The sequence below is a fragment of the Sphingopyxis indica genome (assembly GCF_032879645.1).
Taxonomy (GTDB): Bacteria; Pseudomonadota; Alphaproteobacteria; order Sphingomonadales; family Sphingomonadaceae; genus Sphingopyxis; species Sphingopyxis indica.
In genome coordinates, this window is the sequence record NZ_CP076394.1 from 3,125,962 (window position 1) to 3,140,119 (window position 14,158).

Sequence of the window (14,158 nt, forward strand, 5' to 3'; positions counted from 1 at the left end):
GCCTGATGGCGGGGCCGGAGGCCTCCCGTCCGCCTCGCCGGGGCGGTATCCCAAGCGGGGCAGCGACCGCTGTTATCCACCAAATGAAAGAGCCGGATGAAGGTTGGCACAGCCGGATAATGTAGGACAGCGGTTTTTTTGCGATGGCGGTTTTGGGGCGGGAAGTTGTCGTCCCTCACTCTTTGTCATTCCCGCGAACCCGGGGGCACCGATGTTATAACTCGGCTTTGGCCCGGTTGCGGATTGTCGTTTGCGAAGTCAAGGATGCCCATGAGCGAGCCGTGGAGCGTGGCGCCGATCTCGCCGCGCTTATCGCCGGGATGGAGGACGATCTTGCCGACGAGCGACCGGATGTCGGATGAGGCGTCGAGCCGCGCGTCGGGGTCGCTGAGCACATCGGTGAGCGCTGCGACCTTGCGCTTGTAGATTTCGGCGATGCCGGGATGAACGTCGGGAACGGCGGGCGGCACTTCGGCGAGCCGCGCGGTGATTTCCTTGCGTTCGCGCTCAAGCTCGGCCATGCGCGCCTTCATCGACGGCTGATAAAGCCCGTCCTCGATCGCCGCCATGATGCCAGCAACCGCACGGTCGATCTTGGCGAGCGCACGCTCATCGGCATCCGCCTGGATACGTCGCTCGCGGTTTTCGCGGTTAATATGGGCGGCATAGGCGGCAACCGCCGCCTCGATCTTGTCGGGCGACACCAGCCGGTCAACCATGCCCGCGAGCGCACGGCGTTCGAGCAGTTTGCGCTTGATTGTCCGCCCATTGGTGCAGGTGCGCTTGCGGTGATGTCCGGTGCAGCCGTAGCGGTCCTGGACGACGACAGCATAAGGACCACCACAGACGCCGCATTCGAGCAGTCCCGAGAGCAGATAGGCCGGGCGCCGCTTGGCATGCAGCGTGCGCGCCTGTGCCGCTTGTTTGACCGCCGCGTAGCATCTGGCGATGTCCTCCTGTTGGCGCTTGACCGCCGCCCACAGCTCGTCGCTGACGATGCGCAGCTCGGGAACCTCTTTCCTGATCCATTCGGATTCGGGATTCAGGCGCGTGACGCTCTTTCCCGTCGCGGGGTCTTTGACATAATGTTTGTGGTTCCAGACGCGGACGCCGACGTACAGCTCGTTGTTGATGATGCCGGTGCCGCGCCGCGCATCGCCCCGGATGCTGGTATCGCGCCATGCGATGCCTTTCGGGCCGGGGATACCATCGGCGTTGAGATCGCGCGCGATGGCGCGCGGGCTTTTGCCACTCGCGAACTCGCGGAAGATGCGCTCGACGACAAGCGCTTCGGCCGGATCGACCTCGCGTTCGCCGCGCACGAGCTCGCCCTCGCCGTTGAGGCGCCGGACGATGCGATAGCCATAGGCATTCGGCCCGGCGGAAAAACCCTTCTCGACCCGCCCGCGCAGCCCGCGATGGGTCTTTTTGGCGAGGTCTTTCAGGAACAGCGCGTTCATCGTGCCCTTGAGCCCGACATGCAGCTCGGAGATTTCGCCTTCGGCCAGGGTAACGAGTGGCACGCGCGCGAACTGGAGATGTTTGTATAATGTCGCGACATCGGCCTGATCGCGCGATACGCGGTCGAGAGCTTCCGCGATCACCATGTCGAACTTTCCCGCCTGGGCATCCGCAAGCAACGATTGGATGCCCGGTCGCAGGATCACGCTCGCCCCCGATATGGCGGCGTCTTCGTAGCTCCCCGCGATCACCCAGCCTTCACGCTCCGCGCGCTCGCGGCAGAGACGGAGCTGATCGGCGATCGATGCAGCATTCTGTTGGTCGGACGAATAGCGGGCATAGAGCGCGGCGCGGATCATGGCATTGTCCTTCTGCAAAGGGCGGACTGGAAGTCCGCCCGGCCGGACTAGACAGTCTCGCGCGGAATTACCCTAACCTCAACGCTTGGGGGCCGACGGATTCTTCGAGATCGGTTCATTGTCATTCGCCGCTTTGCAGATACCGATATGCTCCCGTGCGATATGGCGTCCGATGGCTTCGGCGATGCGCGTTAGCGCCGCATCGACGGCGGTGGATTCGAGGACGGACGGATTGTCGTTCGCGGCTTCGAGCGACCGCGAGCCAGGCGCCGCATCGCCTTTCATACCGGTTCATTTTCCGGGTCCCGGTTGTCATTGTCGGCGCGGTAGGCAGGCGGATTTGCGATCCAACGATTGACCGCGGATTCGTGCCATCCCGCGCCGTGAACGCTGATCTTCACCTGCTCCGGAAAGGTGCCGTCGGCAATCTTGCGATAGAGCGTCGAGCGTGAGAGCCCGGTACGGGCGAGAACGGTCTGGAGGCGGATGATCCGTTCGGTCACAGGCATGGGTTTACTCCTTCGGCTGGGGTTGGCTGGGCTCCCTTGGGCCTAGAATTGGTGATCCCGCCGCGGGGAACAACTGTCTCTTCGTGGTGTCTCAGGCTGCGCAGGGTGGCGTGTCGTCTCTTGTCGTTTCCTGGCGTCCGCTGTCGTTTGACGGCGGGGCCACAATTTTTTTCCCATGCCGTCCCAGCCACGGATTTGGTGTCGCGCAGGGCAGCCGACGCTTGCCTTTGTGGCCGCGCGAGCGCGCCGAATCGAGTGGGCGGAGCGATTGCCGGCACCATTTCGCTTTCGGCGATCGCCTAGGTTGCGAAAAGATCATTTCATGAGGTCATGCGCCAAGGATTGGCCGAACCGCGCCTCCCGGAAACTACAGTTTCGGCGCGTCTGAGCGCATTCGACGGAATTCAGCGCACAATGTTCGGCGGAAATTACTGACATCACGCCGCAAACCCGTTCACGCCGGACCGTGCTTCAGCTCGCGCCTGATAAGCGGCGTCAATGGTGTTGAGGCTTCGCTATGGGAGTGTGATGGCTCCCGGCCTTATTCTGGTGATCACTAGAACGATCGGTCGGCCATCAGAATCACGGCGGAGATTAGCTTGTTGGAATAGTATTGGCGGAAATTTCGCCGGATCGTCCTTGGTGTCGGTTGGGGGCCAGTACTTTTTGAGGAAGACTATGGTTTCGGACGCCGAGACTGCCAACGGATCCGGCAGCCCGGGAGACCGCGGCAGCTTTGTGAGCCGGTTCGAAATGTACCACACCCGCATCCGACCAACCGCGGTACCTCCGCACGCGAGGCGAATGTCCTGGACCACGCCAGCGTCATTGGTGACTGGTTGCAAAACTGCGGGAATTTTTGACGTCATCGCCACGGTTGTGGACGCGACTATCAGCGGAGCGCGGGCGGCCTTTGGGCGCCGACAGTTCTTGTCGAGCACCATCCAGGCCGGGCTGGTTTTGAGCTGTGCAGCGAGATTGTCGATCTCGGCAACAGCGGCGATCGCTTGCGTGGGAGTCGTCAGCATCTGGTCGTGGGCGGGCCACCAAATCTTCATCAGCAGGCCGGCGAGATACCAGCCGATATTTACGAGCAGCAACAAAGAGAAGGTTAGGAAGGCGCGCAGCAAATATTCATGCGCCATCTTGATGCAGGTGACCTTCCAATTGACCCCTTTGCTGTTGCGGCGAGTATGGAGCAGCAACCGCCGCGCGAGCGTTTGTCTCGGGTGCGGAACCGCCCAAGCCTTCTCGAAATCGGATAGGCCCGGTTCGTGCGACACAGATACCTTCAGCTCTCGGAAGGCCCAGTGGCCCGCGCTTGCCGTATAGGCGACTGCCAGCCCGAGTAACACCATGTTGAGCCAAATCGGTGCGCTGCCGGCCTTCTTCTCCCACAACGCGCTGACCAAAGTCAGTACGAGCGGGATCAAAGCGGCCACCAGCGGCAGGTAGGTCGCGGCCTTTTGGTCAGTGCCGCGGCGGCGCTCCGTCTCACTGTCGGCAAGGCGACGCGCTTCTTCCAAAGCTGCCTCGGGATCCTTGCCGAAATCGAGCGCATCGATCCGCGCCTCGTCGCGCGTGAGATCGTCCTCAAGTTTCTTCTTTTGCGCGGGTGTCAGATCTTCGAGCCACGGCCAGAAGAACTGGCCGGTCGCGAAAAGCCATTTGACGAGCTCTTGCCTCGCTTGCGCGGCGCGCGCCGCGATCCCTGTCATCATTGGATGATCGCTTCGAGTTCATCGACGATGGCGGCGGCGAGCGGCAAGCCGGTGCGGCGCTGGATCCAGGCCCACTGGCCATTGGGGTTGATCTCAAGGAACCAGTACTGCCCGTCTTGGTCGGCGATTAGGTCAATCGCGCCGTAGCGCAGGTCGAGTTGTTTGGTGAGTGCCAGGCATTTGTCGACGATGGCGGCCGGCAGCTCGATCGTCTCATGGCGTAGGTCGAGCCGTGTACCCGACCGCCAATCCACCTCGGTCTCACCATGGTCCTGCGAATGAATCGCCGCGGCAAAGACGCGGTCGCCGATCACGGTCGCTCGGATGTCAAAGGCCTTGCGCACCTCGCGCTGATAGATGACCGGCGCGAGCGACACCGCCGTCTGATCCATCGGGTTGAGTGGATCGAGCCGCGCGGTGAACAGCACCTCGCCGGCCTCTCCACGTTCGACAAGCGAATGGCGGAGTGGTTTGCCAATCACGTTGCCGTCCGCGACGAACGAGCTGGCCGCCGCGAAGTCGTTCGAGATCAGCGTCTCGGGGACACCCAGCCCCAGCTGCGACGCGAGGGTCAATTGACGTGGCTTATCCTCGGCGCGCAGGATCGCGAATGGCGAACTCAGCCACCGGCCTTCCAGCGCATTCCACAGCGCCTTGGTCACCGCCGACCATTCGTCGGTCAGGTATTTGGTTGTGGCCTCATCCTTGGCCACGACTGGCTCGGGTGCACCGGGCCGACGGTAATACGCCGCACCGACGTCGTCGAGGCGGAGGGTGAGGTCGGGCGTCTCAATCTCCCAGCCATGCCCGGCGCGCGGATCGAACCGGACCTTCGCTTGTGGTAGGCTTTCGGTGTTGAGGCGATGAAAGGCGCGACCCCGGCGCCGCAGTTCGACGACGATGAAGTCGGTCGTGAGGTCGCGCTTGTTGGTGACGAGCAGAATCACGGCTAGGACGATCCGATCAATGGATCATCGAAAAGTCGTCATCGTCTCCCTCGACATCGGCTGAGGTTTTGGTCTGGAGTTCGAGCAGCAAGGCGGGAAAATCGTCATCAATCCCCTCCTGATTGTTGAACGACCGGGTCTCGAGTTCCAGCGTGCCCGCGCTCATCTGATCATCGCTTTCCTGCTGCACGTCCGTCTTGGTTGCGAGTTCGGCGAGCATGTCGAGAGGGCGACGCGGCATTCCCAGTGTCTCGTCGCTGGTCAGATCGTCGTCCGCACTTTCCTGACGGACCTTGGTCAACGTGCTGGTGTCGAGCAAAGCATCGAAGCTACGAAGGTCGGTCGACGCATCCTGATCGTCGGCTTCCATCCGCACCAATGTGATCGTCGTCTCGGCGAGCGCGATCGCGGCCAGTTCGGTCATGTTCGAGTAATCTTGATCGTCGCCTTCCTGGCGCACGCGGGTCGAGGTGTTGGTCTCGACAACGGTCGACGCCGCCATTTCTATCACCGGCACGAGCCCGGCCTCGGTCTCGATCACCCAGAGCTGCCGGGCTGGATCGTAGTGACCGGGAAGATCCGCCGACGACGTGCGGGGGGTTGCATGTCGAAAGAGGAGCGGCGCCGCGTGCGCTGTTTTGCCTGGCTCTGGCAGCATCGTCAAATCCCTCCACTGGACGGCAAGCCGTCCTTCCTTTGTTCTATGCCTAGGTCCAAAAACGCCCAAATTCAAATTGTATTGTAATCGACCTGAAGCGCCTCGAGTCACCTGTTCCTCCACATTTTGCCCGGCGCAAAGCGCCGGGCAATCTGCTCTTGCCAAGTGACGGGCATTGCCCGAAGATTCCTGCGCCCATGCGAACCGACGTCGATCATCTTCCCGCCGCCAAGCAGCGCGAGCTTGAGCGCATCGTCGAAATCATCTTCGACGAGTTCGGTGCCGCGACCGAGAATGCGACCGGACGCCGCAAGGGCGCGCGCATCCTCAAGATCATCCTGTTCGGCAGCTATGCGAGGGATGATTGGGTCGATGCCCCGGCATCCGCCAACCAGTATAAATCCGATTATGATATACTGGTCATTGTCAGCCAGAAAGAGCTGACCGACCGCGCCGCATATTGGTCCAAAACCGAAGAGCGGCTGATCCGCGCCTATACAATCGAAAAGACGCTGCGGACGCCGGTGAACTTCATTGTCCATTCGCTGCACGAGGTAAACGACGGGCTTGCGCACGGCCGGGTCTTCTTCATGGAGGTCGCGAAGGACGGCATCGCGCTTTACGAGGCCGATGACCGCGAATTGGCGACGCCGAAACCGAAGACTTCGGAGCAAGCTTTGGCGACCGCGAGAGAATATTTTGAGGACGGATTCCCGTCTGCGATGAAGCGGTATGAATTTGCACGGTTTGGAATCGACAAGGGGTATTTGAAGGACGCTGCCTTCGATATGCACCAGACCACCGAGCGTCTTTATGCCTGCCTACTGCTGACGCTGACCTATTACACGCCGTACAACCACAACATCGCATTCCTGCGTTCGCTCGCCGAGGGGCTGGATCGTCGTCTCTATGGCATCTGGCCCGAAGCTAATCGCCGCGAACGTGCAATGTTCCAGAAGTTGAAGGAGGCCTACACCAAGGCCCGCTATTCCAAGCACTACCGGATCAGCGAAGAGGAACTGACCTGGCTCGGCGAGCGCGTCGAAGAACTCGGCCGCGTCGTCCATCAGGTCTGCACCGACAGGATCGCCGAACTCGAAAGGGCGGCGCGCGAATAAACGCGGTCGTCCGCCCGGCTTGCCGGGACTCCGCGCTTCTGGCATAATCCCGCGCACGGGATGGAATGACTGGCGGCCATCTCCGAGGATTATCCTGCCAGCATCATGCAGGTCCGGCCGAGGGTCGGGCAGTTGCTGTACGCCGCTCGATCGGCACGCAGCGGACACCGCTTGCACATTCGCGCGATGACGCGCGGACCGCCGCTGTGCGAGCTCAACATGCATACCCCCAAAGCGAACGACGTTTACGCGCGCGAAGTCGTGATGGCGCGCGTCGGCCATCTGATCCGCCGCAAGCAGCAGGAGGTCGAACGGATCACACGCATCCTGCGCGCCTGCTTCGATCCCACCCGCGTGCAAGCGCCCCAGCCGGGCGAAATCCGCCGCATCGTCCTGATCGGCCCCTATGCGCGGAAGACTTGGTATGAAGACGACGAGACGATCAACTTTTCCGATTACGAATTCTGGATCGTCGTCAATCATCCGCTGTTCAAGGAAGCCGAATGCTGGACCCGCGCCCGCGAGGTCATCGACAGCGAACTCGGCAACCGCTGCGCTGTCAGCCTCGAACTCTATTCGAAGGCCGACATCCGCGTCGCCAAGGCCGAGCGCGACACCTTCATCCTCGACCGCATTGAAGCGGGCATCACCCTCTATCGCGCCTCGCGCGATGCACCGCTGAATGACCGCGAGCGGAAGGCGGTGCGGTCGTGACCGCGCCGGCTTCGGCGGTCGCCTTCGACGCCTTCTATCGGGCCGAACATGCGCGGGTGAATGGCTTTTTCCGGCGAAAGGTCGGGCGCGACGAGGCGGCCGATCTGACGCAGGAAGCGTTCATGCGCTTTTATGGTAGCGGCAGGTTCGCGACGCTAGAATGTCCCCGGGCCTATCTGGCGACGGTCGCGCGCAACATATGGCTGAACCGGATACGTCAGCAAAAGCGGCGCGGAATCCTCTATCCGCTGGACGAGGAGCGAGAGGCTGCCACGCCGCCCGAACAGGAGCGGCGGTTCGAGGGAAAGGAACTGCGGCGCGCCTATTGGCGGGCGCTTCGCCCCCTGTCGCGAAAGACACGGCGCATCTTCCTGATGCACCGCCTACGCGGCATGACCTACCGGGACATTGCCGACGAACTCGGAATAAGCTGCAAGGCGGTTGAAAAGCGCATCGAGCGCGCGTTGGCGCGATGCCGAAAGGTCGCCGCGCGCCATACTTGAAGCAGAACCCTGATGCGTGCATGTCGATAGCCAACAACAGTGCGGTTCATTCCGCCGGGTCGAGGGAGTATGAAAATGGAAGATGCCGAAGCGCTCGTATCGCTGACCGCAGACATCGTCGCGGCGCATGTCAGCAACAATAATGTCGCAGTTTCCGATCTGCCGCTGATCATCCAGTCGGTGCACGATGCACTCGCCGGACTGGGCAAGGCCGACGAGCTCGAAGTTAAACAGGAACCGGCAGTGTCGATCCGCGCATCGGTGAAGCCCGATTACATCGTCTGCCTCGAAGACGGCAAGAAGCTCAAGATGCTGCGGCGTTACCTGCTGACGCATTACAACATGACGCCCGACGACTATCGCGCCAAATGGAATCTGCCGAAAGACTATCCGATGGTCGCGCCCGCCTACGCCGAGAAGCGCCGCGCGCTCGCGAAAGAGATCGGGCTCGGCACCAAAGGCCGCGGCGGCGGGCGCAAGAAGACCGTCACGCGCCACGCGAAATAGCCGTCAGGCCTTGGCGTCTGCCTTTTGATCAAGCGCATCGGCGATCATCGCTGCGAGCGATTCTTCGGCGCGAATGCGCGCGACCGGGTCTTTGGCGTCGAGATCGCGCCGCACCCATTGCGGCGCGCGCTCAACCACCCGGAGAATGGTGTCGGTCAGTTCCCGCGTCATGGCGCGCCTATGGCATTGGGGTGGTCGTCGGGCAACGCCTCTGCAGCGAATGCCCGCTTGCCGCGCCGCCGCCAGAGCGCAGAAGCATCGGCGCCACCATCGCTCCTGATCTTGTTCGCCATCCACAGGAAAGCGCCATAAAGCATCGCGCGGTCATCGTCGGTCAGCTCGACCAGCCCGGCTTTGACGATGAGTCCACCGAGTTCGATGAGCCTGCGCGTCCGCTCGCGGCGCTTGACCTGCCAGTCGCGCATGTCGCTTCGCGCCTTCGCCGCCTCAAGCCGATGGCGCATTGTTATCGCCCGGCGCAGCGCCTTCGTTATCGCGACCAGCTCGCGGCGCAGGCTTGCGGGCCGAGCGTTGAAAGAAGCGCGCGCCCGCCTTGCGCCAGCCCTCCTTCACGCTTGTATCCTTGGCCGCGACGGCGCCGAGCAATGCGCCGGCGAACATATCGGCATCGAGCGCGTCGGCGCCCGTTGCAATGACGAGTTCGCCAAGCTGGCGAACGCGGCGTTCCTTGAGGGCCTTTGCTTTTGCTTCGAGTGCCTTCAGTTCCGAATCGATATCGCGCGGTTTACGCATGACCAAGTCTCCATTGAGTGACGATGCGGCCATGATAGAAGAAGCGCGGCGCCAGCGCAGTAGTGTCGCCGGGACAGTCTGACACCGCCTAGTCCCGTCCGAGAATTTATTCGAGAAGGGCGCGCTTATACGTCGTGCCGACGTGCGCTTCGCAGTGTAACTGAACGATCGCTATGGCGATCTTCCATTTCAGCGTGCAGGTCATCGGGCGCACTTCGGGCCGCAGCGCGGTCGGCGCAGCCGCCTATCGCGCGGGCGAGCGCCTGCACGACGAGCGCCTCGACCGCGACCATGATTTTCGCGCCCGCTCGGGTGTCGAGCATAGCGAAATCCTCCTGCCCGAAGGTGTGCCGGACCGCTTCTCCGATCGCGAAACCCTCTGGAATGAAGTCGAGGCGGTAGAGCTACGCAAGGACGCGCAGCTCGCGCGCGAAGTCGAGTTCGCGATCCCGCGCGAGATGACGAAGGAACAGGGCATCGAGCTTGCCCGCGATTTCGTCCAGACCGAGTTTGTCGACCGCGGCATGATCGCCGACCTCAATGTCCATTGGGACATCGGCGCGGACGGGCTCGTCAAACCCCATGCCCATGTCATGCTCACTATGCGCGAGGTCGGCGAAGACGGGTTCGGGGCGAAGGTTCGCGAATGGAACGAGCACGCGCATGTCGGCCAGTGGCGCGAACGCTGGGAGGCCCATGTCAATGCGCGGCTCGCCGAACTCGACATCGATGCCCGCATCGATCACCGGTCGCTGGAAGCACAGGGCATCGCGCTTGAACCGCAAGACAAGATCGGCGGCCCCGCGCAGCGCATGGAGCGCGAGGGACAGCTTGCTGACCGCGCAGAAATCCACCGCGAGATTGCGCGCGAGAACGGCGAGCGGATTATCGCCAATCCGGGCATCGCTCTGGACGCCATCACGCACCAGCAGGCCACATTCACGCAGCGCGATATGGCGATGTTCGTGCATCGCCATTCGGACGGACAGGAGCAGTTCAATGCGGCAATGAGCGCAGTGCGCGGCTCACCCGACCTGATCGCGCTTGGCCAGGACGGACGCGGCGAAGATCGGTTCACCAGCCGCGAGATGATCGAGACCGAGCAACGGTTGCAGCGCGCCAGCGAGCTGATGGCGGAACGCGATCGGCACCGCACGTCGGATGCCGACCGGGAGGGCGCGCTGGCGCGCGCGGAGGCGGGCGGGCTTGTGCTGTCGGGCGAGCAGCGCGCGGCGTTCGACCATGTGACCGACAAGCAGGGTCTCAGCGTCGTTATCGGCTATGCCGGAACCGGCAAGAGCGCGATGCTCGGGGTCGCGCGCGAAGCGTGGGAGGATGCCGGGTTCCGTGTGCGCGGTGCGGCGCTGTCGGGCATTGCCGCCGAAGGCCTGGAGAATGGCTCGGGCATCGCGTCGCGCACCATCGCGAGCTTGGAACATGGCTGGGCGCAAGGCCGCGATTTGCTCACCGCTCGCGACGTGCTCGTCATCGACGAGGCGGGCATGGTCGGCACGCGGCAGATGGAACGCGTTTTGTCCCATGCCGCCGACGCCGGCGCGAAGGTCGTGCTGGTCGGCGATCCGCAGCAATTGCAGGCGATCGAGGCGGGCGCGGCGTTCCGCTCGATCCACGAATGGCACGGCGGCATCGAGATTACCGAGGTGCGCCGCCAGCACGAAGGCTGGCAGCAGGATGCGACCCGGCACCTTGCCACCGGCCGCACAGGTGAGGCGATCGACGCCTATGCCGGGCGCAGCATGGTTCATGCTGCTGACACACGCGAGACGGCGCGAGCCGAGCTGATCAATCGCTGGGATCGCGACCGGCGGGCGAGCCCCGATGCCAGCCGGATCATTCTGACCCACACCAATGCCGAGGTGCGCGAGCTTAACGACGCCGCACGCGAGGCGATGCGCGCATCGGGCGATCTTGGCGACGATGTGCGCGTGAAGGTCGAACGCGGCGATCGGGATTTTGCCGTCGGCGACCGCATCATGTTCCTGCGCAACGAGCGTAGCCTGGAGGTGAAGAACGGCACGCTCGGCACGATCGAGCGTATGAGCGAAAGCAGCATGGCGGTGCGCACCGATGACGGGCGCAGCATCGCATTCGACACCAAAGATTATCGCGACTTCGATCATGGCTATGCCGCCACGATCCACAAGGCGCAGGGCATGACCGTGGACCGCGCCCATGTTCTCGCCACCCCCGGCATGGATTGCCACAGCGCTTATGTCGGCATGTCGCGCCATCGCGAGGGCATGGCGCTGCACTATGGCCGCGATGACTTCAAGGACGACGGGCGCCTTGTCCAGACCCTGTCCCGCGAGCGCGCCAAGGATATGGCGAGCGATTACGAGCGCCGTGATCCGGCGCGAGACTTCGCCGAGCGGCGCGGCATCAGCTTCCGCGAGCGGGTTGCCGAGATCGTCAAGGCCATCCCCGAGACGACGCGCGGGATCTTCGACAATTTCCGGCCCAAGGCCGAAACGCAGCGCAAGCGCGACATGTTCGCGAGCTTTCGGCCAGCGCCCCGGCCGCACCAACCGGAACGGAGCGACCGGCTCGCGCGCAGCCCGCAGCCCGCTTCCGCTGGCGGGCTGCGCAGCGCGGTGGCGCGCTATGCGCGGGCGCTCGACGCCGTACAGCAAACCCATGCGCAGGGACTTGAGGCGATGCCTCATCAGCGCATAGCGCTCGACCGGGCCAAGGAGTCGCTGGACGCGATCCGGCCCCACGCCTCCACCGATCTTGGCGCCGCCTTCGAGCGCCAGCCCGAGCTTGTCCGCGAGGCAGCCGAAGGGCGCGGACAATCCGCGCTCCGGGCAATGCAGCTTGAGGCGGAAATCCGCATCGACCCATTCCAACGCGCCGACCGCTTCGTCGAGGGCTGGCAGCAATTGCAGCGCCAGCGCGAAGAGCTGGTGCGTGACGGCGATCTACGCGGCGCGAAGCGTGTCGCGCAGAGCATGGCGGGCATGGCGAAGAGCCTCGAACGCGATGCCCAGCTTGAATCGGTGCTCGGCGGGCGCAGCCGCGAACTCGGCCTCGAGATCAGCCGCGACATGGGGCGCAGCCTATCGCGCGACCTCGCGAACTCCATTTCCTTCGATCAGGTCCGCGACCTCGGGCGCGGCATGGGTATCGGTCATTAGCCAGGAGAATAGAGATGGACGAACAACGATTGCCGTCGAATGCGCCGGAGCCGGAACCCCGAGAGGAAACGGCGGCGGAAGCGTTCGCGCGGCTCGACGACCGGGTGGCGGGACTCGATGGGCGCATAGCGCTCATGGCCCGCGCCGTCGAGCATATGGCGACCGAGCGGCTGAACATCGAGATTCCCGACTATAACCCGACGCTGGAAAAGACGAACGCCTACCTCGCAGCGATCCACAAGCGGATGAAGGCTATCGAGGATGCGCCCGCACTCGACATGACCCCGGAAGATATGGGCGCGCGCATCGCGGCAGCGGCGCACAAGGCGCGTGAGACCGACCGGGCCAGCGTCCAGCAAGTCCAGCAGAGTCAGGCGGAAGCCGTGCAGGCATTACATCGGATCGTTGGTAACGCTCGAACGCGGGGGCAGCAACGCGAGCATCTATGGTGGAGCATCGGCGGCGGAGTCCTTGCCGGGTGCCTGCTATGGTCGTTCCTTCCCGGCACTGTGTTGCGCGTGTTGCCGCAAAGCTGGCACATGCCGGAAAGCATGGCGGCACATATCATCGGCGAACCGACCTTATGGGAAGCAGGTGCTCGGCTTATGCAGGCGGACAGCCCGCAGGCTTGGGCCGCACTCAATCAAGCCGCCGAGATACTGCGCGATAACCGGGAGGTTATCGAGAAATGCCAAGCGACGGCCAAAAGGACAAAAAAGGCTACGCGCTGCGCCATTCAGATAAGCCCCCTACCGTGATGCGAAGGCAGAACTGGACGCGCGCGGTTCCGTTTGCACACTTTGCCGATAGGGCCTCAGCGGCTATGGATCGGAACATACAGGGGGTGCCTTTTGTCTGATTCCGTTTTGTTTATTTCCGGCGCGCTGTTCACGTCATGGGAAGCAAGGCCGGCAATGACGTGATCGGACAGGCCCGGCAGCCGCTCACCCTTCCGGCAGCTGGGGCCGAAAGGGCCGCAGGGCCACAAATCCATGCTGCCGTCTGCCCGTTCACGCTAAACACGGCGCCGGAACAGGGTAAATCAAGGTGTCCGGCTGATTCCATTGGTGGAGCCATGTCTGGGCTTCCTCTTCGGTGCGCGCCCAAACGCCGGTGGCGACGATCCGGGGGATGGCTCTACGGCCATCATCGCACAGCTAAGCTACGCTGGTGCAGGGGCCGTCCATCCCATCACGTCAAATTTGTAGTCGCCAGGTTCTGCCGGATGAATCGATGCTTCCAATCATCTCGAAGCATGAAGCCGGCATTGCTCCTGCACAGCTCCTCTGTCCTTTGCAGAATGGATTCGTCGCTTTGGTCGAGATCCAGAGGGTCTCCGTAAGGCTGCGGAATGTAAAAGGGAGTCTCGTAGTAGATTTCGAGCCTGTTCCCTTCAGGGTCGTCGGCATACACGGAGAGCGAGGTTCCGTGGTTCAAGCACAAGAGGCTTTTTGCCCCATTGCTCTTTGCTCTGTCACGGACGTCGCGTAGAATCTGTATGGAAGGGACCAGGAATGAGATCTGCATGATCGTGCTGAACGTCGTGTCGCGGGGCCGGCCAGTCGCAAGTACGAGTTGATGATGATGTTCCGGGGAACTGCTGAGAAATACGAGCTCGGCACCAATCGACCGTCCAATCCCCCTGTCTGTGACGATCATACCAAAAACATTCTGGTAGAATTCAACCATGAGCGGAAGATCCCAGACATAAACTCCTAGGTGGGAAAGAAGTGGTTGTTGCACATTAGTCATC

Annotated in this window: 16 protein-coding genes; 6 read left to right on the forward strand and 10 right to left on the reverse strand. The window is 62.8% G+C overall.

The features are described from left to right. Positions 1 to 185: 185 nt before the first annotated feature. From KNJ79_RS14680 to KNJ79_RS14705, 6 genes are all read right to left on the reverse strand, one after another. Entirely contained in the window at positions 186 to 1,820 is a 1,635-nt protein-coding gene (locus tag KNJ79_RS14680) for a recombinase family protein (protein ID WP_317151639.1), read from the reverse strand. Between the two features lie 78 nt (positions 1,821 to 1,898). After that, positions 1,899 to 2,105, reverse strand: coding sequence for a hypothetical protein (locus tag KNJ79_RS14685; RefSeq protein WP_089215999.1), 207 nt, complete (start codon positions 2,103 to 2,105; stop codon positions 1,899 to 1,901). Beyond that, the gene (locus KNJ79_RS14690) at positions 2,102 to 2,329 is read right to left on the reverse strand and encodes a helix-turn-helix transcriptional regulator (protein ID WP_089216000.1); all 228 of its coding nucleotides are present in this window, start codon (positions 2,327 to 2,329) and stop codon (positions 2,102 to 2,104) included. The genes KNJ79_RS14685 and KNJ79_RS14690 overlap by 4 nt, the downstream gene beginning before the upstream one ends. Before the next feature lie 515 nt (positions 2,330 to 2,844). Further along, positions 2,845 to 4,050: a hypothetical protein gene (locus KNJ79_RS14695; protein WP_089216001.1), complete on the reverse strand. Its 1,206-nt coding sequence runs from the start codon at positions 4,048 to 4,050 to the stop codon at positions 2,845 to 2,847. Continuing rightward, positions 4,047 to 4,997, reverse strand: coding sequence for an MvdC/MvdD family ATP grasp protein (locus tag KNJ79_RS14700; protein ID WP_317151640.1), 951 nt, complete (start codon positions 4,995 to 4,997; stop codon positions 4,047 to 4,049). Before KNJ79_RS14700 ends, KNJ79_RS14695 begins: the two co-directional genes overlap by 4 nt. Before the next feature lie 16 nt (positions 4,998 to 5,013). After that, on the reverse strand, positions 5,014 to 5,655 hold the full coding sequence (locus KNJ79_RS14705; RefSeq protein ID WP_317151641.1) for a hypothetical protein: 642 nt from the start codon (positions 5,653 to 5,655) through the stop codon (positions 5,014 to 5,016). Positions 5,656 to 5,852: 197 nt separating this feature from the next. Here KNJ79_RS14705 and KNJ79_RS14710 point away from each other — a divergent pair, with 197 nt between their 5' ends. From KNJ79_RS14710 to KNJ79_RS14725, 4 genes are all read left to right on the forward strand, one after another. After that, entirely contained in the window at positions 5,853 to 6,773 is a 921-nt protein-coding gene (locus KNJ79_RS14710; RefSeq protein ID WP_089216004.1) for a HEPN domain-containing protein, read from the forward strand. Positions 6,774 to 6,959: 186 nt separating this feature from the next. Then, positions 6,960 to 7,487, forward strand: coding sequence for a hypothetical protein (locus KNJ79_RS14715; RefSeq protein ID WP_245836710.1), 528 nt, complete (start codon positions 6,960 to 6,962; stop codon positions 7,485 to 7,487). Then, complete coding sequence (locus KNJ79_RS14720; RefSeq protein WP_089216005.1) at positions 7,484 to 7,990, forward strand: RNA polymerase sigma factor; 507 nt, start codon at positions 7,484 to 7,486, stop codon at positions 7,988 to 7,990. Before KNJ79_RS14715 ends, KNJ79_RS14720 begins: the two co-directional genes overlap by 4 nt. Before the next feature lie 75 nt (positions 7,991 to 8,065). After that, a complete protein-coding gene (locus tag KNJ79_RS14725; protein ID WP_089216006.1) occupies positions 8,066 to 8,497 on the forward strand; it encodes a MucR family transcriptional regulator in 432 nt (143 codons plus the stop codon). A gap of 3 nt (positions 8,498 to 8,500) precedes the next feature. Here the strand turns inward: KNJ79_RS14725 and KNJ79_RS14730 are convergent, their stop codons facing one another. The 3 genes from KNJ79_RS14730 to KNJ79_RS14740 are packed head-to-tail and all read right to left on the reverse strand — an operon-like array spanning position 8,501 to position 9,250. Further along, entirely contained in the window at positions 8,501 to 8,668 is a 168-nt protein-coding gene (locus KNJ79_RS14730) for a DUF6771 family protein (protein ID WP_170935517.1), read from the reverse strand. Next, the gene (locus tag KNJ79_RS14735) at positions 8,665 to 8,922 is read right to left on the reverse strand and encodes a conjugal transfer protein TraD (protein ID WP_089216124.1); all 258 of its coding nucleotides are present in this window, start codon (positions 8,920 to 8,922) and stop codon (positions 8,665 to 8,667) included. The genes KNJ79_RS14730 and KNJ79_RS14735 overlap by 4 nt, the downstream gene beginning before the upstream one ends. 22 nt (positions 8,923 to 8,944) lie before the next feature. Continuing rightward, positions 8,945 to 9,250, reverse strand: a complete 306-nt coding sequence (locus KNJ79_RS14740; RefSeq protein WP_089216007.1) for a conjugal transfer protein TraD — start codon at positions 9,248 to 9,250, stop codon at positions 8,945 to 8,947. Between the two features lie 173 nt (positions 9,251 to 9,423). Between KNJ79_RS14740 and traA the strand changes: the two genes are divergently transcribed. Together traA and KNJ79_RS14750 are read left to right on the forward strand one after the other, a co-directional pair. Then, positions 9,424 to 12,405, forward strand: a complete 2,982-nt coding sequence (traA, locus tag KNJ79_RS14745) for a Ti-type conjugative transfer relaxase TraA (RefSeq protein WP_317151642.1) — start codon at positions 9,424 to 9,426, stop codon at positions 12,403 to 12,405. Between the two features lie 14 nt (positions 12,406 to 12,419). Continuing rightward, the gene (locus KNJ79_RS14750; protein ID WP_089216009.1) at positions 12,420 to 13,163 is read left to right on the forward strand and encodes a DUF6118 family protein; all 744 of its coding nucleotides are present in this window, start codon (positions 12,420 to 12,422) and stop codon (positions 13,161 to 13,163) included. A 433-nt stretch (positions 13,164 to 13,596) separates the two neighbouring features. Here KNJ79_RS14750 and KNJ79_RS14755 read toward each other — a convergent pair whose 3' ends face one another. Beyond that, positions 13,597 to 14,157, reverse strand: a complete 561-nt coding sequence (locus tag KNJ79_RS14755) for a VOC family protein (RefSeq protein WP_089216010.1) — start codon at positions 14,155 to 14,157, stop codon at positions 13,597 to 13,599. Position 14,158 lies beyond the last annotated feature (1 nt).